We start from the raw sequence: 18172 nt of genomic DNA on the forward strand, positions 1-18172 counted from the left end.
GGGGGGCCCGGGGGTGGCCGCCGGGGGGCCCCCCCGGCCGGACCTTTTTTATTCAACGGCATAATATACCCCCTTTTGGGTGGGGGGGGGGGGGCCCCGCCCCCCGGGGGGGGGGGGCCCCCCCCCAACCCATGTGCACGCGCCGTTCATCCGGGTCAGCCGGCAGGCAGGGGCCGGCGCAGTTCGGCCCGGCCGAAGAGATGGCCGTCCGAGCTGAACGACGGCACAACAGCCCTGCGCCTCGACGGGCGAAAGTGGCCCTGTCCGTCGGCCGGCCATCACGCCGGTCCGGAGCTGTGGGAAGACGCTCCGGTGTTCAGCATCAACGGGCAGACCGTCCGTTGTGACGGCTCCACGGTCCACTCCACAGCCGCAGAAACCGAGGGCCGTGAGGCAAACGGTCCTGGGTAGGTTGCCTCAGTACTTGTTCGGCGGCAGGCGAAGGGACAGCACATGGAAGCGCAGCACAGCAACGGCGGCCTGCCGTCGGCGGTCGTGGACTGCGCGTTGTACGAGGACGGGAAGCGGATTCCCGGGCAGGTGAACCTGGGCAGGATCATGGAGCGGATCGAACCGGAGGCGGGACGGTTCGCGTGGATCGGCCTGTACGAGCCGAGTGAGGAGCAGCTGCAGGAGGTTGCTCAGGCGTTCGGTCTGCACCCGCTCGCGGTCGAGGATGCCGTTCACGCGCATCAGCGGCCGAAGCTGGAGCGCTACGGGGACATGCTGTTCCTGGTCTTGAAGACGATCGTCTACGTCGACCACGAGGAGGTCACCTCGACGAGCGAGATCGTCGACACCGGGGAGATCATGGTCTTCGCCGGTCCCGGGTACGCGATCACCGTCCGCCACGGCAGCGCCCCCTCTCTGGACGGTGTCCGGCAACAGCTCCAGGACGACCCGCAGCAGCTGGGATGCGGGCCCGCGGGCGTCCTGCACGCGGTCGCGGACATGGTCGTCGACCGCTACGTCGAGGTCGCCGATGCCTTCGCCGGTGACGTCGACACCCTGGAGAGCGAGGTCTTCTCCCCCGACCGCCCCGTCGACGCCAGCCGCATCTACCAGCTCAAGCGCGAACTCCTGGAATTCAAGCGCGCCGTCATGCCGTTGACATCAGCCCTGCAACGCCTCAGCGAGGGCACCATCCCCCAGATTCCGAAGGAGGTGGCCGCATACTTCCGGGATGTCGCCGACCACCACCAGCGGGTCAGTGAGCAGATCCTGTCCTTCGACGAGCTGATCACCGGGATGCTCAGCGCCAGCATCGCCCAGCTCGGCGTCCAGCAGAACGCCGACATGCGCCGCATCAGCGCCTGGGCGGCGTTGATCGCCGTCCCCACCATGATCGTCGGCGTGTACGGCATGAACTTCGAGCACATGCCCGAACTGAAATCCCCCTACGGCTACCCGGCCGTCTGGATCGTCATGGTGAGCGCCTGCACGGTCATCTACCGTGCCCTGCGCCGCAACAAATGGCTCTAGCACCTTCCCAGGCCGGCCAACAGCCAGCCAGAGGTCGAGAGCCCGGCTCTTCCTCGATCCGCGTCGACCTGCAGCCATCGGCGGGTCGCCCGCCCCGCAGGGAACAGCCGGCGCTCCTGGAAAGGGGGCAACTGTGGGAGTTCGCGACTGAGCTGCGGCCCCTGCTGGAGCAGACCGCCCGGGCCGGCTCCACCACGACCTGGCCTCAGATCCACAAGCGCATGCCGGGCCTGCCCCGTTTCCACGCCGACGACCAGTGCGTCCTCTTGTGGCTGGTCGACGAAGACGGCCGCAAGGGAGAATCGCTCCTGTCCGCGCTCGTCACGGTCGGAGACCGGCAAATGCACCCCCGCTTCCCCGCCGTGGCCGAACAGCTCGGCTGGAAGCCCCCGTCCGGTACGCGCCCGAACAGCTCGTGGAGCTACGAGGTCCTCAAAGTCCACCAGCACTGGCGCCACCGACGCTGACCCCCCGCGGACCCATGGCTCTGGGCAAGCCCGTCGTGCGGCCGGGCTTGCCCAAGGTCACCTTGGGCAAGCCCACTTGCCCGGACGCTCAGCTTCTTCGTCCTTCACCCCCCACACGGGATACGCCCGCCCGGTGCCATGGCAGTGGCGGCACGATCCGTCGCCTCCGCAGGAGCCGTGGGCGTTGATGTTGTCGACGGCATCGCGCAGGAGTCGGGTGAGGCCGTCGACGTGACCAGCGTGGAGGGCGAGCTGGTGGCGCTTGCCGACCATGATCTCCAGCGCGGTCCCGGGCGTGGCAGTGCTTAGTCCGTAGGTGATGTTGCGGGTGATCGTCGTGATCAGTTGGTGGAGCTGGCTCATCGTCTCCCCGCCTGACAGCTCCACTCGCGCGGTGAAGGCGATGTCGTCGGGCTGGGTGAGGGAGAGGAACGCGTCGGGGTGGTCGAAGGGTACGAGTCGGCCGACGGGCTCGCCGTGGGCCCCGTGGAAGGAGGCAAGGGCATGCCACATGTCTCCCGGGACGCTCGGCACGAGCCCGGCGTAGGACTGCTTGTTGCGTCTCATGGCTCCGGTGTACGGCCGCGAAGCGGCCTCTGCCGGCTCCGGGGCGCCGCGTCCCAGACGGTGCTGCCACGACCTTGGGAGGCGTCCCCTCCTGCGGCCCGGACGCTGGGCAAGCCCTCCATGGCGAGGGCTTGCCCAGCAGGGAACGTGACCGGTCAGCGCAGCCGAGCGTGACCGATCCGTCGCCCGCGATCGGTCAACCAGCACGTCAGCACAGTGACCGGTCCAAGCAACTCCCGCCAAGACGCTGCCCGGTCATCGGTCATCGGTCAGCCGGGCTCTCTCGGGGAAGACCGGGGTGGCCGTGACCGATTCCACCCGGGCCGGAGCGCCTCGGGCCCGGGTGGGCAAGCCGGTCTTCGGGACGGCTTGCCCAGTCACTCGGGCTTGCCCGGCAGCCGGCTCCGCCAGCGGGCGGGCGCGCCCGGTGCCGTCGCAGTGGAAGCACCGACTGGCCGCGGACGCCCTCCGGTCACCGATGCTGGCCGCGGCGTCACGCAGGATCTGGGTGAGGCCATAGACGTGGGCCCGGTGCAGGGCGCGGTCGTGGCGCATGCCCACCCGGATCTCCAGCGCCTCCCCTGTGCCGCGTAGCACGGCGGCGTACGGACGGGCTACGTCATCAGCTCGATGTGTGGGTGATCAGGATTCGCCGGGCAGACGAACAGATGCTGCCGGTAGCCGCTGCCTATCTGTATCCCGGTCGCGTTGTAGCCGCGGTGGCCGGGGTACGGTCCAGCACCTGGGTGGGGGTACGGAGACCAGCTCTTCCCGGCGTCGTCCCCTTCCTCAAACGTGGCGACCGTCATCAGGACCTCCATGCCGGTGCCGCACTCCGAACAGGGCAGCGGGCTCGGGTCGGTGGCGTTCCAAGCGGGCCAGCCGCCGACCTTCCAGCCGGGTGCGTTGGACAGCACGCAGTCGTAGTACGTGTCCGGGTCCATGTCCTCCTCTGCTGCCTGCGGCACGCTCCACTGCCTGAGCTGCTCCTGCAGTTGTTCGCTCAGTTCCAGATGGTCCGGGTACTCGGTGATCTGCTCCGGTTCGAGCACGCACGGGTCCGGTAGGTAGCTGTCGAACTGCACTGCGGGCGGCTCGGGGGTCGTGTCGAGGACGTCGGTGACGGCGGCTGCGGAACGCCAGAAGAGCAGGGTCCTGGGCATGATCGGATGGTCGAAGGGGCACCACAGAACCTGGAGAAGGTCCTTGCCCTCCGGTGGGCTCAGATCGGGCACATCTCGTGCGTACAGCTGCGCAATGGGCAGCATCGCTATGGGGCCGTCATACGACTGGACCGACAGCCTCACCGGATACGTCCGAGGGGGATGGATCCGATCGAGGGTCTCCAGTTCCTCCGGAGTCATGTCCCGGCCATGTGAGGCGGCAAAGATGCGCCGTTCCAGCCGCAGATCCGCCGGAGACCGGGATGGGTTGATGCCATCCACCACATGCGGTTCCTCGCAGTACGGCCAAGGTTCCCCCGCTGGCCACAGCAGTGGCCCGCCGATCGAGCTGTCGTGGCACGTCGGCACCCCAGGGCGGGGGTGCAGGCGGGTCGCCGTGCGGGCCAACGGGGCCAGTTGGGGAAAGACCGCGACAACATCGATCGGCCGTGGTGGAGTGACAGGCGTGACATTCATGTCCTCCATCTTGCCAATCGCGTCTGACAACACCCCCCGTGACCAGCCCGTTCACTCCCACCCGAGCCAGCAACAGGTCACGAGGCAGCTGCGGCTTCGCCCGGCAGCGCCGGGTGGCCGTGGCCGGCGCCGCTCTACCGGCAGGGCCCGGCCAGGGTGGGCTAGCCAGTCTTCGGGACGGCTTGCCCAGGCTCCCCGTGGGCTTGCCCATCGCCGATCAGCGGCCGACGGGCTCGGGGTAGCGCCGACGGCGCCGGTCCGGGTCGTCGACACCGGTCTCGTACCAGGGCTCGCCGCGCTGCAGCCGGGGCATGGTGTTCACCCACACCGCGACGGTGATGCCCTTCACGTCGGCGGTGAGCGCCCGCCGCCGGTTGTCGAGCAGGTGCTCCTCCTTGCCCGCCAGGACGACGTGGAGCAGCGGGAAGCGCTCAGAGCGGGTGTAGCGGTGGCGCTGCCAGAACGGGTACGTCACGCCGATGGTGCCGCGGGCTCCTTCCCAGACGCGGTGTCCGGCGTAGCGCTCGTAGTCCCAGACCTCGTTGGCGAGGCGGGCCTGGGACATGGTGCCGTTGTCGAGTTCGAAGAGGCGGACCTCGCTGGTCTGGGTGGGCACGGCGAGGACGGCGTCGGTGTTGAAGGACAGGCCGGTCTGCTTGATGGTGTGGTTGACCTCCACCTGCCAGTCGGTCAGGCAGGCGCGGTCTCCGGACAGGACCGTGTCGGTATAGGCGAGGATCATGTCCGTCACCGCGAGGCCATGGGGGCCTAGTCCGGCTCGAACGGCCTTCGCTCCGGTGCCGGCCTTCGGACGCGGCGGCAGCTCATTACCGGCGGCCAGAGCCTTCTGTCCCGCCACCTTAGGTCTTCCGTGCGGTCGCGACCCGTTTCGACAAGCGGGCCTACGTCTTCCACGGGACGGTCACCGTGGCCTGGATACGGCTCTGGCTGCGCAGGTGAGCCTCGCGCGCCGCTACTCCGGCATCCGTTCCGCATCACCCGGAACCCAGGGAAAGGGGACGTCGGGCCACCGTGTGGCGGCCCATGCGTCGAGGTCGACAGTGAGAACGGCATCCACGAAGGACTGCGGCGGCCGGTAGCCGTGGGCTGTGACGTAGTGCGTGATCAGGAACGGAGCGGCATAAGCAACGCCGGGCCTGCCCGGAATCCGTACCTCGCCGTTTCCTTCCGGAGCCTCATCCGCAAGACACAGGTCACACGCGTGCACCCCGAGGCAGACGTTCATCCACTGGACCTCCTGAACAGCCTTCAGCTTCTCCACGAACACCGTGGGGACCGCCCCCGTCGAGTACGGCTTGCCGGCTTCCAGCCAACCGATGTTCAGGCGGGTGTACGGCGGGCGATACCAGAGTGCGTAGACGCCCGACTCCCTGTCCGTGAACGCATCCTCGTCCTGGTAGTCGTACTCGCTGAGATCTTCGTAGAACACCCGCACATCATCGCCGCACCACTTCGCTTACGCCCAAGCGATTCCACGACCCATCGGACACGACCTAGTGCTCGGCGTCCATGTGGAGGCGGATGATGGTGCCGTGGTCGCGGGTGGAGCGGATCTCGACGAGGTCACAGAGCTGGTGGGCGAGCCAGAGCCCGCGGCCACCGATCTGGCCTTCGGAGGGCCGGGTGCGGCCGGCCATCACATCGCTGATGTAGCCGGCGTCGCGGAACTCGCACAGGAACGTGGCGTTCTGGGTCCAGGTACGCAAGGTTCCGTGGCCGCCGCCGTGGCGGATGCTGTTCGTCGCGATCTCCGTGACCGCGACCGCGAGCTGGGCCAGCCCGCCCTCGGGCACGCCCGCCTCGGACGCGCTCCGGGAGACCTTCGAGCGGATGAGGGCCAGGTCGCCGCGCGTGTAGCGGAGCTCGAAGGACGGGGCGCGGGGGCCGGCCAGGGCTTCGAACACGTAGTCCTCGCCCGCGAGGTAGTCCTCGTTAGGAGCGTTCTTGTCGTTGCGGCGGATCAGGGGGTGGCAGCGGGAGATCGCGGCCAGCGCTTCGGGGTCCTGGTCGGTGTCGTCGTAGGGGCACAGCATCGACCAAGCGGTACTGCGCGCGAAGGCCCTGTTCAGAAGCCATTCGTGGTAGCGCAGCTCCGCGAGGTGTGCGGGGTTGCGTGCCTGGCGCCAGGACGTCTCGCCGATACCCCGTACGGGACGGTTGCCCTCACCACGCTCGGTCATCCAGGTCGCCCAGGCCGCGACGAGCCGGCCCGGGTTGGGGCCTGCCGTTGCCGTGTCGATGAAGGTGACGGCTCCCTCGCCCGCGAGCTCGCCGCGCAGGAGGGCTGTCTTGGCGGAGGGAACGGCGACCACGACCGCTTCACCGCCCTCGAGGGCCTCGTGGATGAAGCCAAGGGTCCCGGAGAGGAATTCCTGCTCGCCGCGGTAGGGGTAGAGCTCGTGGCGGAAGGGGGCCGGGGCGGGGCCGGACGAGGCCGGAGGCACGGTCGTGGTCATGGCGTCAGCACCACCGGAACGCGTGAGCTCGCGTATCCCGCCAGGTTCCAGCACAGGCGTACCGTCTCGTTCGCGCCTGCCACGAAGATCCGGCGGTCCGGGAGGTGACGGCCCGCATCCACCAGCGCGTGCATGCCGGCGGCATCGATCATCTCCAGGGCATCGAACCGCAGCGTCATGGCCTGGCTGTGCGCGAGCGCGGCCCTGACGGCGGCGTTGAACGCGTCCGCGCCCTCCGAGTCGATCACGCCGTCCACGCTCCACTCGTCCGCGCCCGTACTGAACATCCGAAAAGCCGGACGCACCGCCCGTCTGCCCACCTCGTGCGGATGCACGCACGCCACCCGCTCCAGCGCCGGGGCCTCCCACAGCATCGGCCGGAACGCGCACACGACGATAGCGCCGCTCTCCGCCGCGAACGCATCGAGCCTCAGCTCCCAGTCCAGCAGCTCCTCGACTCCCCCGGGCGCCGTCGCAGGCGGACGCTCGGCGAGAACCCGCACCGAGCGGAATCCCTGACGGACAGCGGTACGGACTTCCCGGCGCGCCGCGGTCACCACCGATTCCGCAGCCGCGGAGCCCGGCAGATCGAGGACCACCGAGTTCGCGGGCACCCAGTCGCGGGAGAACGCAGCGCCACCCGAAGACCTGATCACCACGACCTTGTCCCCGTAGAGGGCACCGTCGGCCAGGTACGCGCGCATATCCGAGTAGTAGAGGGTGGCGGAGGGTTCCGTGAACCAGCAGACGTGGTCACCGAGCACGACCTCGTCCAGCGCCGCCAACGTCCGCGCCGTCCGCACCACACCCCCTACCAACCGTCGGGCCCGCCACTTCGGACCGGGTACAGCACCATACCCGGCGATCATGACACCAGCCGGAGAACGACCAGCAGTCGGACGTCTCACACCCTGCCACCTGCCCGGCCTACGAAGGATCAATCCTTCGCCGACTGCGGTTGCCGGCCCCTCCGCCGTTGTCCAGGCGCACCAGGCCGCCCGGGCGTTCGTTCAAGACTTCGGGCAGCCAGCCATCAGCCGGGACCAGACCGACACGGTCATCCTGATCGGCTCCGGGGCGGCGGCCCGGGGCAGGGTGGGCCGTGGAAGCGGCGGCGCGGCGCAGCTCGTGTCAGGCGTCGGGGTCGAGGCCTGCCTGGCGGGCCGCGTGACGGCGGACTTCCTCCGACGCTGGAATGCGTGGCTGTGGGAGCCGTACGAGGGGCAGGCCGTGGAACACGGTGCGGCAGGCCGTGACGAGCACCAGGATCAGGATCAGAGAGAAGGCCAGGTGAGCGGTCCGGTCTAAGCCGTAGTGCGCCGCGCCCCAGCCGGCCGCGGTGACCCCGGCGGCGAGGAGGAAGCCGTCCGAGGCGATCCGTTCCCGACGGCTCAACCTCATGCCCTGCCCCTCCGACGTGCCGCGTTCGACCCGTCGGAGCCTGCCACCGGCCACCGGCATCCATGCCGGATACGAGGGTGAGCCGCTGGAAGCACGTGCGGCCCGGCTGCGGGCCCGGCCCTAAGGCCCCCCTTGGCGAGAGACGGGGAGGACCTCCTCCTCCGCCAGCGCCAGGACTCCGACGCGCCTTCGCCCACGCCAACCGTCCACCACAGCCTCGCGAGCGCGGGTCCACCGGACTGGAGGAAGAAGTTGTGCGGCTCCTCGCAGTGCGGCCAGGGCTCTGTCGGCGGGCCAAAGCAGCGGCCCGCCGACAGAGCTGTCGTGCCATGTAGGGGATCCGGGGCGGGGGGCAGGCGCGTTGCTGTGCGCGCCAAGGGGGCCAGTTGAGGGACGAGATCTGCGACGTCGAAGGGTCGCGGTGGCGTGGTGTGACTCACCTTGACCCCCTTGGGCGTTAGCTGGCTGGAATTGGTTTCCGAGGTTGAGGGTCGGCCGATCGCCCAGAGCGCCTACGGGCCCGTCCTCGCCGAGGAGGACGTGATCGGCACCAAGGGTCCGAGCCCTCGCCTACCGGGGTGCCGCCCGCGACTTCCTCGACGTGTACGCCGCTTCCCGCCGCTGGACCACCCCCGACCTCGAAGAGTTCGGCCGCCGCCACGCACGAGGCCGGTTCAGCCCCCAAGACCTCCAGAGTCGCTTGGCCGGCGTCGACTGGATCCACGACGCAGAGTTCACGGCCTACGGCCTCGACGAAAGCTCCACGGCCGCCCTGCGGACCTGGGCACAGCTCTGTTTCGACGACCTCGCCCGCTGCCTGTACGAACACGACCCCGACGCCTGAGAACTGCTCCCGGTGCACGACAAGACGAAGCCGACGAAGCCCCGGACCAAAACGGCCCGGGGCGTGCTGCACTTAGGGGGTGTAGTACTGGATGGTCACGGACGGTGCCAGGGCGTTGCCTCTGCCGTCGACCGCCGCGGTCGCGGGGCCTGCCGCCGCTCGTGAGTAGCTGGATCCCCCACCGCCGCCGGCTCCGAAGAAGTCGGCGTCGTCACAGAAGGCGATGCTGCTTCCACCGCCGCCTCCCCCGACCCAGCCGTCGCCGCCCCGGCCGCCGCTGAGACTGAAGAGCAGGGATCCGCCGGGGCCGCCGAAGCCGGGAGTCCCGTTGCTTCCGGCCGGGAACGACCCGCAGCCACCCCAGGCGTCATGGTGGAACCCGATGCCCCCGGCGCCGCCGAGCGCCCCGTGCCTGCCGCCTTGCGCCGGGTAGTAGACCCCGCCCATGTACACGCCCCCGTTCACACCGTCCAACGGAGCAGCCGCCGCGTTCCCCCCGCGCGACCAGCTCCCCGGCGAGACGAGGGCCCGGCCCGATCCGCCGCCGCCTCCGGCGACGGTGATGCGGGGATCGGTGGCCGTGACGGCGGTCGGCGTGCAGCCCGGGTCGTGGCCGATGGCGCAGGTGCCGACGTAGCTGGCGCCGCCGGTGTTCTGCGGCGCCACGTAGACGTTGAGCGATTGCCCGGGCGCGACGGGCACGTTGTGCCCGACCACCTTCGCGCCGCTGCCGCCCGCGGCCTCCGCGCCGGCACCGCGGGCGCCGATGGCGACGATGTCGAGGAGCGTGACGCCGGCGGGAACGCGGAAACCCGCGTCGGACCCCTGCCGGGTGAAGCGAACGGTGTGCAGCGTCGCGGCCGACGCCGTCCCCGGAGAAGCGACCAACGCGCCGCCGACGAGCGCGAGCACACCCGTCACGGCCGCGACGGAGCGCCCGTGCCGGGGACGAATTCCAGACCCCGGACGGCGGGAGGCAGAAGACGGAACGAAGGAAAAGAGCCGATCCCGCACGATGCTCACCTGGCTTCCTCTGAAAGGACGTCACACCGGCCAATGACGCTACTTCGCCCCGCATCGCCGCGTACGAACTTCTCTGCCCCACAACCCCATCGGGTACCCAGGCGCCGCGCGCCGAACGGCGGCGAGGACATCGGGGCACCGCCGAAGCGTCATGGAGGGCAACGGCCGCCGGTAGAACCCGATGGAGGGGTGCGGGTCAGCCGGTCCTGCGCTCCCTGTTCCGGACAGCGGGCGCCGCGAGGCGTGGGCCTGGTGGACCTGCGAGACCTCCACCAGCCACCGCCTTTGCATGTATTCGGCCGCAGCCGCTACCAGGGCGTTGACGCAATGCCGCCTACGCGTGGCTTTTTCTCGCGAGGCGGAAGTATTTATTTGAGGTAAGTCAACGACGTCAACCATCTCGTGGTGAGGAGCTTGGTGGGACCTGGTCGGGGCGTCACGTGATGCTTCGTGAGCCGTCACATGACGCCCTGTGGGTCCGTCATGTGACGCCGTGTGAGTTTTGGTCGCCGACTCACAGGTGGAGTCACGTGACGCCACCTGCACGCGGCCGGGGATCTGGCGCAGGCCCGACGCGTCGCCCCGGAGCGGACACGGCACCTCCCGGGTACCCGGGAGACCATCCGCGGTCTGGTGCACACGTCCCGGCGAGACACGGACCGCCTTGGTGGGCTGGCTCGCTGGATCGGGCTGTGGCACTCATCGGTACTCACAGATTTGTGAGTGTTCCGGCCTCCCCAGAGCGTCAGGCTGGGTCTACCACCCGCTGACGACGATAGAGAGCACCCAGCATGAAGCCCGGCAAGACACGGACGATCGAGGAGCTCACAGCGCGGGCTCTGGCGTCCTACGACCAACGGCCGGACGCTTAGGCCGTGGCTCACCTGATCGACGACCTGATCACCGCCGGAAACGAGCTCCACGCCCACGTTTCCCAGATCCCCTCCAGCCCGCGCACCGAACTGGCGGGTGCTGCCCTGCTTGAGTGGACGTTCACCGTCGACGCTGGCCCTTCGGCCCACGGCGTTCACGCGAACTGGAATCATGCCCGCGGCCTCGCCCGGATCCTCAGGTCCATGGCCTCGAAGCTCGGCGAGCACTGGCCGATGACGCCACCCAGGTTGGACCGAGACCATGGCGGATGGCATTGGGAGCGTTACCCGTGCGCTCACTCTGCGGGCTGGCGTTCCGGTCGGCTGCCTGGCCTCGTAAGGCAGCTCCGAGCAACCGGAGAGCCGGCGTCTGCTCCCCCGCCGGGCGGGTGTCAGTGGAGGATGCAAGGCTTTGGCCTGCACCTGAGGGCCGCCCAAAGGAGCGGGCCGTGACGGGACATACCTGACCGCCGCCTGTCCTGGACGTGTGTGTCTTCGACCAGTCCGACAACGGGGAGTGCTCCTTCCGATGCCTGTACAGCCCACACGTCCCGAAATCAGTCCCGCGCCCGCATCGGACATAGAAGCCTTGCCGTTCACGCCTTCTCTCGCCAAAAGGGTGTTCAGGGACGTGACCTCCATGCACGTCTCCCGACCGGCCGCGCACGCGGCCGCGTCGGTGGTGCGGACAGTGCTGACGGAGATCGTCGACGGATGCAGGAGAGTGGCGGCTGAGCAGACGCGGACGAAGCTGCTTCCCGCGGACCTTGTCTCATCGATCAGCCGCAACGTCGAAGTCGAGGTGGGGTCCAAGTGGTACGCCCATAGTCCCACGTTCAGGGGCTTGAACGGTGTCACCTATGACGCCGAGGGAGTCATTGTGGACGCCAGGCGCAGGCAGTCGCGCAAGTTGAGTTCCATGGTCGGTGCTCACAGGTTCGAGGGCGAGGTCAAGAAACTGCTGCGATGCCAGGGGCTGAGGGCTGTCCCGGCGCTGGTCCGCGACCTGGACGGGCTCGCGAGCAACTTCCTGACCGACCTCGCCCGGGACGCGGTGATGGTCGTCCGTGAAGGCGGGGTGAAACGGTACGGCACGGTCGCCCTCGTCTTGCCAGGAGCACCGACCCCGTCCCCGTTCTCCAAGGAATCCATCCCGGCCCTGTACTCCCGCACGGGGGATGCCCGGACCGTCGGCAGGGACGACATCCTGGGTGCTACGACGATCCAGTTGTTCGGAGACATCCGACAGCGAGCCCTCACCGAGGCGCACGAGGCAACACGGGCCACTTCAACCGACTGACCGGCAGCCCCGGGCCATCCACTGCCAGAACCACGTCTCACCCCGCCCCTGTAGCTGCTGAGCAGGTGAGCCGCCTTCGGCGATCCTCTGGCGACCCACGACAGTAGTCGCTTCGGCGCTCACCTCCGGTTCGGCGAACAGCTCCTCGCCTGATCACCTGTCAAGATCGACATTCCCGCGTCTGGGACGCCTGCAATCAGTGTGGTGGACGAGCCGGCCTCCGGTGACTGGGCCCAGCGGTACACCGGCTCCAAGCAGGAAAACAGGACCTGCGACGTTGGGCGCCGGGACTCGGGTGCCAGCCGGAGCGGGGGCGGCGGTCGCCTCCGGAGCGGCAGCGGGAGCGGGAGCGGGTGAGTGGGCGGCGGCGGTGGTGACGGCGTGGCCGATGCCCGCTCCCCCGGCGTGCGCATCCACGAGGATCCGGGCGACGTCGATGCCCTTGGCGTCGAGGCAGCCCAGGTCGACCGCAATGCCGGCCAGGCCGGGGAGGACAGGAACGCGTCGTGGCCCAGCCAGCCCGCCCGGCGCAACCCCATCCCCGGCCGACGCGACCGGACCACCCACCGTCCCACCACACCTCGGCACGGCGGCCTTCCCCACCAGCGTGCCCTCCCCCACCACGCCCGCTGACGGGCCGCCGCTCCACCCGGGGGTGGCTTTGCTCACGAAATCCGACTCGTGAACCAAGCCAATATGGATCAGGTACTCGGGTGCCGCGGACTCACGGGTGGGCCTGCTTCGACACCAGGGCCCGGGCCAGCACGCCGCAGATCACGAAGACGACGCCGAGGGACAGCCCGATCGCTCCGAGCACGCCGGCCGGCTGCCAGCTCTCCCCCGCCATCGAGTCCGCGGTGAAAGCCCCGACGAGAAGGATCACCGATCCGATGACGAAGGCCGCGCCAAGGCCCCACACGGCCCAGACCATGCTGGTGCGGCTGCGGGAGACACCGTCGTCCCAGCGTGCGCGGGCAGGGGTTGCGTTGCCAGAGGTGTTCATGGTGATGCTCCTGGGACCTGGACTGCTTCGGCGGTATGACCGCCCTGCGTACGCCCTCCGACATTCCCGTCGGGATGCCGGAGGGCTTACACCGAAGAGTGACCGGAGGATGCATCGAAACCGGGACGACGACGTATCGGCGTCCGCTCCGCCGAGTACCAGTGATGCGATCTAGCTCCGACACCTCCCGCAGCAGCCCGAGAACGACCTCGACGGCCTCACCACCCGCAGCCCGCACCGTCTCCGCACACTCCGGCCGACAGCAAGAGACCGGCTGACCTGGAAGGATCTGGCCACCGCCCCAACATCCTTCTAGGCTGTACACATGGAAGAAGCGCAGGACCGCGTTCCGCCCGTAACGGTGGAGAAGCAAGGGCAGCAAGTGATCGTCAGCATCGGCGGCGAGATGGACATCGACCGAGCCCCGCTGCTCCAAGATGCCCTGCATACCCTGATCACCCAGCCCGGCTGTCCGCCCGAAGTCGTCCTCGACCTGACGGAACTCACCTTCTGCGACTCATCCGGCCTCAACACCATCCTTCGGGCCCGCCTCACCGCCGAAGCACACGGCCGCCGCGTCACCCTCCACGCCCCCAACCAGCAAGTCACCAAACTCCTCGAACTCACCGGCACCGAACAGCTCTTCCACATCACTACGGACCCCGGCACGTCCGACTGACCGCCTTGCCGTGACCAGCGCCTGAGCAGCGGCGTACGAACACCTACCCAGCACCCCGTCCGAGTCATCCGCCCGGGACACCTCGACGCGAGCCCTGCGCCTGGCTCCTCAGGGGTGCTCACCGGGACCGGACAGACGGGCGGCGAGCGGGGTCGGGGAAAGGTCCGCGGTCTCTTCGCCCGCTTCCAGGAGGGTGTCGGCGGCGCCAACGATGAGAGGGTCCGGGATGCCCACCGCGTCAGGGTCCTTGTTCGCGTAGTCCAGTCGCCACAGCAGATGGCGCATGGCTTGGAGCCGCGCCCGGCGCTTGTCGTTGCTCTTGACGACGGTCCAGGGGGCGTCGTCCGTATCGGTGGCACGGAACATGGCGATCTTGGCCGCCGTGTAGTCGTCCCAGAGGTCGAGGGAGGCGAGGTCGGTCGGCGAGAGCTTCCACTGGCGGACCGGATCCACGCGGCGGATGGCGAAGCGGGTGCGCTGCTCCGCGCGCGAGACGGAGAACCAGAACTTGACCAGGTGGATTCCGTCCTCGACGAGCATCGTCTCGAAGGACGGGCACTGGGCCAGGAAGAGCCTGTACTCCTCGTCCGTGCAGAACTCCATGACCTTCTCCACGCCTGCGCGGTTGTACCAGGAGCGGTCGAAGAACACGATCTCGCCGGCGGCCGGGAGGTGGCCGACGTAGCGCTGGAAGTACCACTGGCCCGCTTCGCGCTCGGTGGGCTTGTCCAGGGCCACGACCCGGGCTCCGCGTGGGTTGAGGCGCTCTGTGAACCGCTGAATGGTGCCGCCCTTGCCCGCGGCGTCGCGGCCCTCGCACACCACCACGACCCGGGCACCGGTCTCCTTCACCCACTTCTGCAGCTTGAGCATCTCAATCTGCAGGATCCGCTTGGCACGCTCGTACTCCACCCGCCGGAGCCTCCGGTCGTAAGGGTGATTCTCGCGCCACGTCCGGATCGGCAGCCCCGCGCCATCGAGCAGGACGGGCTGTTCGGGTCGGCTCGCATCGACCCGAAGCCCGGCCAAGAGCTCTTCCGGTTGTCCCGTGTCCGCCTCATCGGTCATCCCCTACGCCGTCCCCTCGGGGGCCGCCACAGCGTGAACCGCCGAGCGCTGCCCATGCCCCGCCTACCCGTGGCCGGTCGTGCCAACCGGACCGCTCGCCCGGGCCTGGCACCCGCCCGGCCGCCTGTGCCCGATTCCCAGAGCAATGGACGGGTGCCGCCCGTTTGCGGGGCTGGATCCCGGCGAAAAGCCTGGATGAGGGAGCTCGTGGCAGTCAGTGAGTGGCGCGGGATCCCGAACGGGCCCGAGCCGCGTGGTGGCATCCCCCCGCCACCACGCGGCCGGCGCTCCCGCCGAGCCCGGCTCCGCCGCCCCTACGACTTCCCGTTGCCGGAGTCCGCCCCAGCCACCCGCAAGGAGACCTGTCATGCACAGTGCACCAACGGAGCCTGAACTTCCGGACCGCGTTCCGGAGAAGCGGGACGCAGTCACCCCGGACCTACCCCCCTTCGGCCCGAGTGCCCCCGACCTCCCGGGCGCGACCGGACGGCCCCAGCACAAGGGATCCGGGGAGGACGGGAGCGAGAAGGGCGAGCAGCCCGCAGCCGGGCCGGGCAACGCCAAGCCCCAAGAGCCGACCGACTGACGGCCGGAGGTCGGGGCCTGCTCGGCCGGTTCGCGGAGTGCACATCCACCCCTACGTGTGGGGCCCCGCTACTCGCTGCGGTCGGCGCGACCGGTTTGGTTCACGTCACGGCGCGGGCGCCTCAATGGCTTCCCGTACGGGAGGGCCTGGACCAGGTCCTCGACGAGGCGGCGGCGCTGACCAGTCGGAGGACACGTACGGGGAAACCGGCGTGCTCGAGGTCCCTCGCGTCCGCTCTCACCCGCCTCCGGGGAGCCGGCCGCCGTTCCTGGGGGTCTCGGGCACGTTCCTGCTACCGCGTCGCCCCTGAACTCCTGGTGCTACGAGGAGGAATGCGTGCGCGTCACGCGTCGGTGGCTGCGACCGTGAGCGGCACGTACGCGGTGATCGTCTTTCCATTGTGGCCGGCCGTGATCTCCGTATGGGAGGCGAGCCGGTTGACCAGCAGCCAGCCGAACCCTCCCGGTACCGCGACCGGAGTGCCCGGCGAGCGGGGAAGGACCGGGGACGCGTCGGACACCTCGATCGCCACCGCATCGGGGAGATGCCGAATGCCGAAGCCGGTCACGCCGCCCGCGTGCCGGATCGCATTGCTCACCAACTCCGCGACCACCGTCAGGACGTCGTCCACCAGCCGCTCCCCCGCACCACGGACGGACAGGGCCTCCCGGGCGACCTGACGGGCGTCCGCGCACCTGAGTCCGGCCATGCTCTGCGAGGTCCCTGGCATCATCGCTCCTCTCACCGCTCGTCTTCCCCCTCTGCTCCACGCCACCCACCCCGCCGACGGTTCCTCCTCGGGACCGCCGGCTTCATGGACACGACGGAGCAACCCAGGCCTCCGCCCGGAGCCCCAGACGCACGTCCCCGAGGCGCGGAACGGGTACCCGGCAACCACCTCGAAGACGTTCTGCTGGGGGTTCTCTAAGGCTGGAGGGCCTCGACCGCGGCCTCGATGGTGGGGTGGAAGGTGAAGAGCTGGTTGAGGCCGATGATGCGGAAGACGTGCATCAGGTCGGCATTCAGCCCGACGAGGGACAAGGGGGCGCGGGCCTTCTCCGCGCGGTGGTAGGCGCCGATGAGTACGGTGATGCCCGTGGAGTCGCAGTAGGCGAGCTCGGAGAGGTCGATCAGTACGGGGACGCCGGCACTGAAGGGAGTCTCCTCGATCACCCCGGTGAGCTCCGGTGCAGTGTGGTGGTCGAGCTCGCCGACCACTCCCAGTACGGTGGCGCCCCTCGGGTGGGAGCGCCGACTGGTGGTCAGGGTGCGGTGGGTCACCTGTTCTCCTGGGCTGGTAGCCGGGTATGGCGGTATGGGACGGACAGGGCGAGCAGGGCGGTGTCGTCGCTCACTCCCGATCCCAGATCGGTGAAGAGCTCGTGCACCGACGCCAGCAGGACGTCAGCTCCTCGGGCGGGCCGGGTGGCCAGATGACGGGCCAGCCCCTCCTCGCCGAGCATGCTGCCGTCCGCGGCACGGGCTTCGGTCAGCCCGTCGGTGTACAGCAGCAGGGCGTCGCCGGGCGCCAGGCGGGTGGTGGCCTGCGCGAAGTGCGGGTCGGGAAGGATGCCGACCAGCTGGCCGCCGGTGGTGGACACCGGTTCGACGGTGCCGTTCGCGCGCACCGCCAGGGCCGGGGGGTGTCCGCCGCCGGCCAGAGTGACCGTGAACGACCCGTCGGAGGCGGCGTCGAGCACGCCGAACACCGCAGTGCAGTAACGGGGGTTGTCGCCCTGGTGCTCGCCCTTGAGAACCGTGTCCAGGTTGGCCAGGACGGTACGGGGGTCCGGGTCGTAGATGGCTGCGGCGCGCAGGGTATAGCGGGTCAGCGAGGTCAGTGCGGCGGCCTCGGCGCCCTTGCCGCAGACGTCGCCGAGGAAGAACGCCCACCGGCCGTCGTCGAGGGGGAACAGGTCGTAGAAGTCGCCGCCGACCTCGTCGGCGGAGGCCGTGTGGTAAGCGGCGGCCGCCTGCAATCCGGGAACCGTGGGCAGGGCCGGCGGCAGCAGGGTGCGCTGGAGAGCGCGGGCCAGGCGTTCGGCGTCGGCCCGGCGCGCGCGTTCGGCGGCGACCATGTGCTGCGCGCTCAAGCGCAGTTCGAGCTCCTCCATGACGAGCGCGGCCAGCTCTTGGAGGGCTGCCAGCTGGTCGCCGGTGGGGTGGCGCGGGCGGGTGTCGAGCACGTTGACGGTGCCCAGTCGGTGGCCGTCGGACGTGGTGATCGCCGCGGCGGCGCAGAAACGCACTCCCGGCAGGCCCTGGACGGCGGGGCCGACGGTGGTGCGCGGGTCGGTGAGGGCGTCCGTGACCACGTACGGCCCCTCCTGCGGGAGGGAGCAGAGCACGCTCTGGTCACGGGGGACCTCCCTGACGCCCCCAAGGCCGTGGGCGGCCTTGAGCCACACCCAGTCGCTGTCCACGATCGCGACGGTCGCCATGGGGACGCCGAAGATACGGGCCGCGAGGGTCGCGATCCTGTCGAAGGCCGCGTCCGCAGAGGTGTCAAGGGCCGCGTAGCGGCGCACCGCCGCGAGCCTGCCCCGTTCGTCCGACCCCTCCTGCGCCGCCCCGTGGTGGAGGGTGTACTCGGTTGCCGTCACATGGCCTCCCGGCCCGCCTGGTTGGCCGTACCTCGTGGTCCCGGGCTCGGCTGTCCTATCCTACGGATCACGTCAACGGTCTCCCTCCGGATGGTCCGTCAGCCTTACGGGCCGCTGGGGGTCGCAAAGCCCACCACGGCACACGGAGTGGCAGCACAAT

19 protein-coding genes and 2 pseudogenes are annotated in these 18172 nt (G+C 69.6%); 7 read left to right on the forward strand and 14 right to left on the reverse strand.

Going from position 1 to position 18172, the window contains the following annotated elements; all coding sequences use genetic code 11:
- Positions 1–453: 453 nt before the first annotated feature.
- Together ACFYYB_RS41070 and ACFYYB_RS41075 are read left to right on the forward strand one after the other, a co-directional pair.
- A complete protein-coding gene (locus ACFYYB_RS41070; RefSeq protein ID WP_389443660.1) occupies positions 454–1482 on the forward strand; it encodes a magnesium and cobalt transport protein CorA in 1029 nt (342 codons plus the stop codon).
- A 221-nt stretch (positions 1483–1703) separates the two neighbouring features.
- Entirely contained in the window at positions 1704–1949 is a 246-nt protein-coding gene (locus ACFYYB_RS41075) for a hypothetical protein (protein ID WP_389443662.1), read from the forward strand.
- 57 nt (positions 1950–2006) lie between these two features.
- On the opposite strand, the gene ACFYYB_RS41080 is transcribed toward ACFYYB_RS41075, so the two are convergent.
- The 3 genes from ACFYYB_RS41080 to ACFYYB_RS41090 form a co-directional block, all read right to left on the reverse strand.
- Positions 2007–2516 (reverse strand): hypothetical protein, encoded by a 510-nt coding sequence (locus ACFYYB_RS41080; RefSeq protein WP_389443664.1) that lies wholly within the window; start codon positions 2514–2516, stop codon positions 2007–2009.
- A 614-nt stretch (positions 2517–3130) separates the two neighbouring features.
- On the reverse strand, positions 3131–3964 hold the full coding sequence (locus ACFYYB_RS41085) for a hypothetical protein (RefSeq protein WP_389443666.1): 834 nt from the start codon (positions 3962–3964) through the stop codon (positions 3131–3133).
- Between the two features lie 409 nt (positions 3965–4373).
- Complete coding sequence (locus ACFYYB_RS41090) at positions 4374–5015, reverse strand: replication-relaxation family protein (protein WP_389443668.1); 642 nt, start codon at positions 5013–5015, stop codon at positions 4374–4376.
- Between the two features lie 8 nt (positions 5016–5023).
- Here ACFYYB_RS41090 and ACFYYB_RS41095 point away from each other — a divergent pair.
- Positions 5024–5116: pseudogene (locus ACFYYB_RS41095) on the forward strand (IS5/IS1182 family transposase); the annotation flags it as partial.
- Between the two features lie 13 nt (positions 5117–5129).
- On the opposite strand, the gene ACFYYB_RS41100 reads toward ACFYYB_RS41095, so the two are convergent.
- The 5 genes and pseudogenes from ACFYYB_RS41100 to ACFYYB_RS41120 form a co-directional block, all read right to left on the reverse strand.
- Positions 5130–5606: a hypothetical protein gene (locus tag ACFYYB_RS41100; RefSeq protein WP_389443670.1), complete on the reverse strand. Its 477-nt coding sequence runs from the start codon at positions 5604–5606 to the stop codon at positions 5130–5132.
- Positions 5607–5670: 64 nt separating this feature from the next.
- Entirely contained in the window at positions 5671–6633 is a 963-nt protein-coding gene (locus tag ACFYYB_RS41105; RefSeq protein ID WP_389443673.1) for an anti-sigma factor RsbA family regulatory protein, read from the reverse strand.
- Complete coding sequence (locus ACFYYB_RS41110; RefSeq protein WP_389443675.1) at positions 6630–7418, reverse strand: MEDS domain-containing protein; 789 nt, start codon at positions 7416–7418, stop codon at positions 6630–6632. The genes ACFYYB_RS41105 and ACFYYB_RS41110 overlap by 4 nt, the downstream gene beginning before the upstream one ends.
- A 346-nt stretch (positions 7419–7764) precedes the next feature.
- Positions 7765–8034 carry a hypothetical protein gene (locus tag ACFYYB_RS41115; RefSeq protein ID WP_389443677.1) on the reverse strand — a complete coding sequence of 90 codons (270 nt, stop codon included), beginning with the start codon at positions 8032–8034 and terminating at the stop codon, positions 7765–7767.
- Positions 8035–8288: 254 nt separating this feature from the next.
- Positions 8289–8474: pseudogene (locus tag ACFYYB_RS41120) on the reverse strand (hypothetical protein); the annotation flags it as partial.
- 161 nt (positions 8475–8635) lie between these two features.
- On the opposite strand from ACFYYB_RS41120, the gene ACFYYB_RS41125 reads away from it, so the two are divergent.
- The gene (locus ACFYYB_RS41125; protein WP_389443679.1) at positions 8636–8878 is read left to right on the forward strand and encodes a hypothetical protein; all 243 of its coding nucleotides are present in this window, start codon (positions 8636–8638) and stop codon (positions 8876–8878) included.
- Positions 8879–8950: 72 nt separating this feature from the next.
- Here ACFYYB_RS41125 and ACFYYB_RS41130 read toward each other — a convergent pair whose 3' ends face one another.
- Positions 8951–9799, reverse strand: coding sequence for a hypothetical protein (locus tag ACFYYB_RS41130; protein ID WP_389443681.1), 849 nt, complete (start codon positions 9797–9799; stop codon positions 8951–8953).
- A gap of 1503 nt (positions 9800–11302) precedes the next feature.
- Between ACFYYB_RS41130 and ACFYYB_RS41135 the strand changes: the two genes are divergently transcribed.
- The gene (locus ACFYYB_RS41135) at positions 11303–12073 is read left to right on the forward strand and encodes a hypothetical protein (RefSeq protein ID WP_389443683.1); all 771 of its coding nucleotides are present in this window, start codon (positions 11303–11305) and stop codon (positions 12071–12073) included.
- Positions 12074–12797: 724 nt separating this feature from the next.
- Here ACFYYB_RS41135 and ACFYYB_RS41140 read toward each other — a convergent pair.
- Positions 12798–13076 carry a hypothetical protein gene (locus ACFYYB_RS41140; RefSeq protein WP_389443685.1) on the reverse strand — a complete coding sequence of 93 codons (279 nt, stop codon included), beginning with the start codon at positions 13074–13076 and terminating at the stop codon, positions 12798–12800.
- 325 nt (positions 13077–13401) lie between these two features.
- On the opposite strand from ACFYYB_RS41140, the gene ACFYYB_RS41145 reads away from it, so the two are divergent.
- The gene (locus ACFYYB_RS41145; protein WP_389443687.1) at positions 13402–13755 is read left to right on the forward strand and encodes an STAS domain-containing protein; all 354 of its coding nucleotides are present in this window, start codon (positions 13402–13404) and stop codon (positions 13753–13755) included.
- Positions 13756–13863: 108 nt separating this feature from the next.
- Here ACFYYB_RS41145 and ppk2 read toward each other — a convergent pair whose 3' ends face one another.
- Positions 13864–14823 carry a polyphosphate kinase 2 gene (gene ppk2, locus ACFYYB_RS41150; protein WP_389443689.1) on the reverse strand — a complete coding sequence of 320 codons (960 nt, stop codon included), beginning with the start codon at positions 14821–14823 and terminating at the stop codon, positions 13864–13866.
- Between the two features lie 367 nt (positions 14824–15190).
- Between ppk2 and ACFYYB_RS41155 the strand changes: the two genes are divergently transcribed.
- Positions 15191–15409 (forward strand): hypothetical protein, encoded by a 219-nt coding sequence (locus ACFYYB_RS41155; RefSeq protein ID WP_389443691.1) that lies wholly within the window; start codon positions 15191–15193, stop codon positions 15407–15409.
- A gap of 343 nt (positions 15410–15752) precedes the next feature.
- Here ACFYYB_RS41155 and ACFYYB_RS41160 read toward each other — a convergent pair whose 3' ends face one another.
- The 3 genes from ACFYYB_RS41160 to ACFYYB_RS41170 form a co-directional block, all read right to left on the reverse strand.
- Complete coding sequence (locus ACFYYB_RS41160) at positions 15753–16118, reverse strand: ATP-binding protein (RefSeq protein ID WP_389443693.1); 366 nt, start codon at positions 16116–16118, stop codon at positions 15753–15755.
- 215 nt (positions 16119–16333) lie between these two features.
- The gene (locus tag ACFYYB_RS41165; RefSeq protein WP_389443695.1) at positions 16334–16690 is read right to left on the reverse strand and encodes an STAS domain-containing protein; all 357 of its coding nucleotides are present in this window, start codon (positions 16688–16690) and stop codon (positions 16334–16336) included.
- Positions 16687–18012 carry a PP2C family protein-serine/threonine phosphatase gene (locus tag ACFYYB_RS41170; protein WP_389443697.1) on the reverse strand — a complete coding sequence of 442 codons (1326 nt, stop codon included), beginning with the start codon at positions 18010–18012 and terminating at the stop codon, positions 16687–16689. Before ACFYYB_RS41170 ends, ACFYYB_RS41165 begins: the two co-directional genes overlap by 4 nt.
- Between the last annotated feature and the right edge of the window lie 160 nt (positions 18013–18172).

The organism is Streptomyces sp. NPDC002886 (assembly GCF_042888445.1).
Classification (GTDB): domain Bacteria; phylum Actinomycetota; class Actinomycetes; order Streptomycetales; family Streptomycetaceae; genus Streptomyces.

What these genes read in the sequence shown, in the direction of transcription:
- ACFYYB_RS41070 (WP_389443660.1), top strand. Translation starts at nt 454, where the DNA reads ATGGAAGCGCAGCACAGCAACGGCGGCCTGCCGTCGGCGGTCGTGGAC.
- ACFYYB_RS41075 (WP_389443662.1), top strand. Translation starts at nt 1,704, where the DNA reads ATGCCGGGCCTGCCCCGTTTCCACGCCGACGACCAGTGCGTCCTCTTG.
- ACFYYB_RS41080 (WP_389443664.1), bottom strand. Translation starts at nt 2,516, where the DNA reads ATGAGACGCAACAAGCAGTCCTACGCCGGGCTCGTGCCGAGCGTCCCG.
- ACFYYB_RS41105 (WP_389443673.1), bottom strand. Translation starts at nt 6,633, where the DNA reads ATGACCACGACCGTGCCTCCGGCCTCGTCCGGCCCCGCCCCGGCCCCC.
- ACFYYB_RS41115 (WP_389443677.1), bottom strand. Translation starts at nt 8,034, where the DNA reads ATGAGGTTGAGCCGTCGGGAACGGATCGCCTCGGACGGCTTCCTCCTC.
- ACFYYB_RS41135 (WP_389443683.1), top strand. Translation starts at nt 11,303, where the DNA reads ATGCCTGTACAGCCCACACGTCCCGAAATCAGTCCCGCGCCCGCATCG.
- ACFYYB_RS41140 (WP_389443685.1), bottom strand. Translation starts at nt 13,076, where the DNA reads ATGAACACCTCTGGCAACGCAACCCCTGCCCGCGCACGCTGGGACGAC.
- ACFYYB_RS41145 (WP_389443687.1), top strand. Translation starts at nt 13,402, where the DNA reads ATGGAAGAAGCGCAGGACCGCGTTCCGCCCGTAACGGTGGAGAAGCAA.
- ppk2 (WP_389443689.1), bottom strand. Translation starts at nt 14,823, where the DNA reads ATGACCGATGAGGCGGACACGGGACAACCGGAAGAGCTCTTGGCCGGG.
- ACFYYB_RS41155 (WP_389443691.1), top strand. Translation starts at nt 15,191, where the DNA reads ATGCACAGTGCACCAACGGAGCCTGAACTTCCGGACCGCGTTCCGGAG.
- ACFYYB_RS41160 (WP_389443693.1), bottom strand. Translation starts at nt 16,118, where the DNA reads ATGGCCGGACTCAGGTGCGCGGACGCCCGTCAGGTCGCCCGGGAGGCC.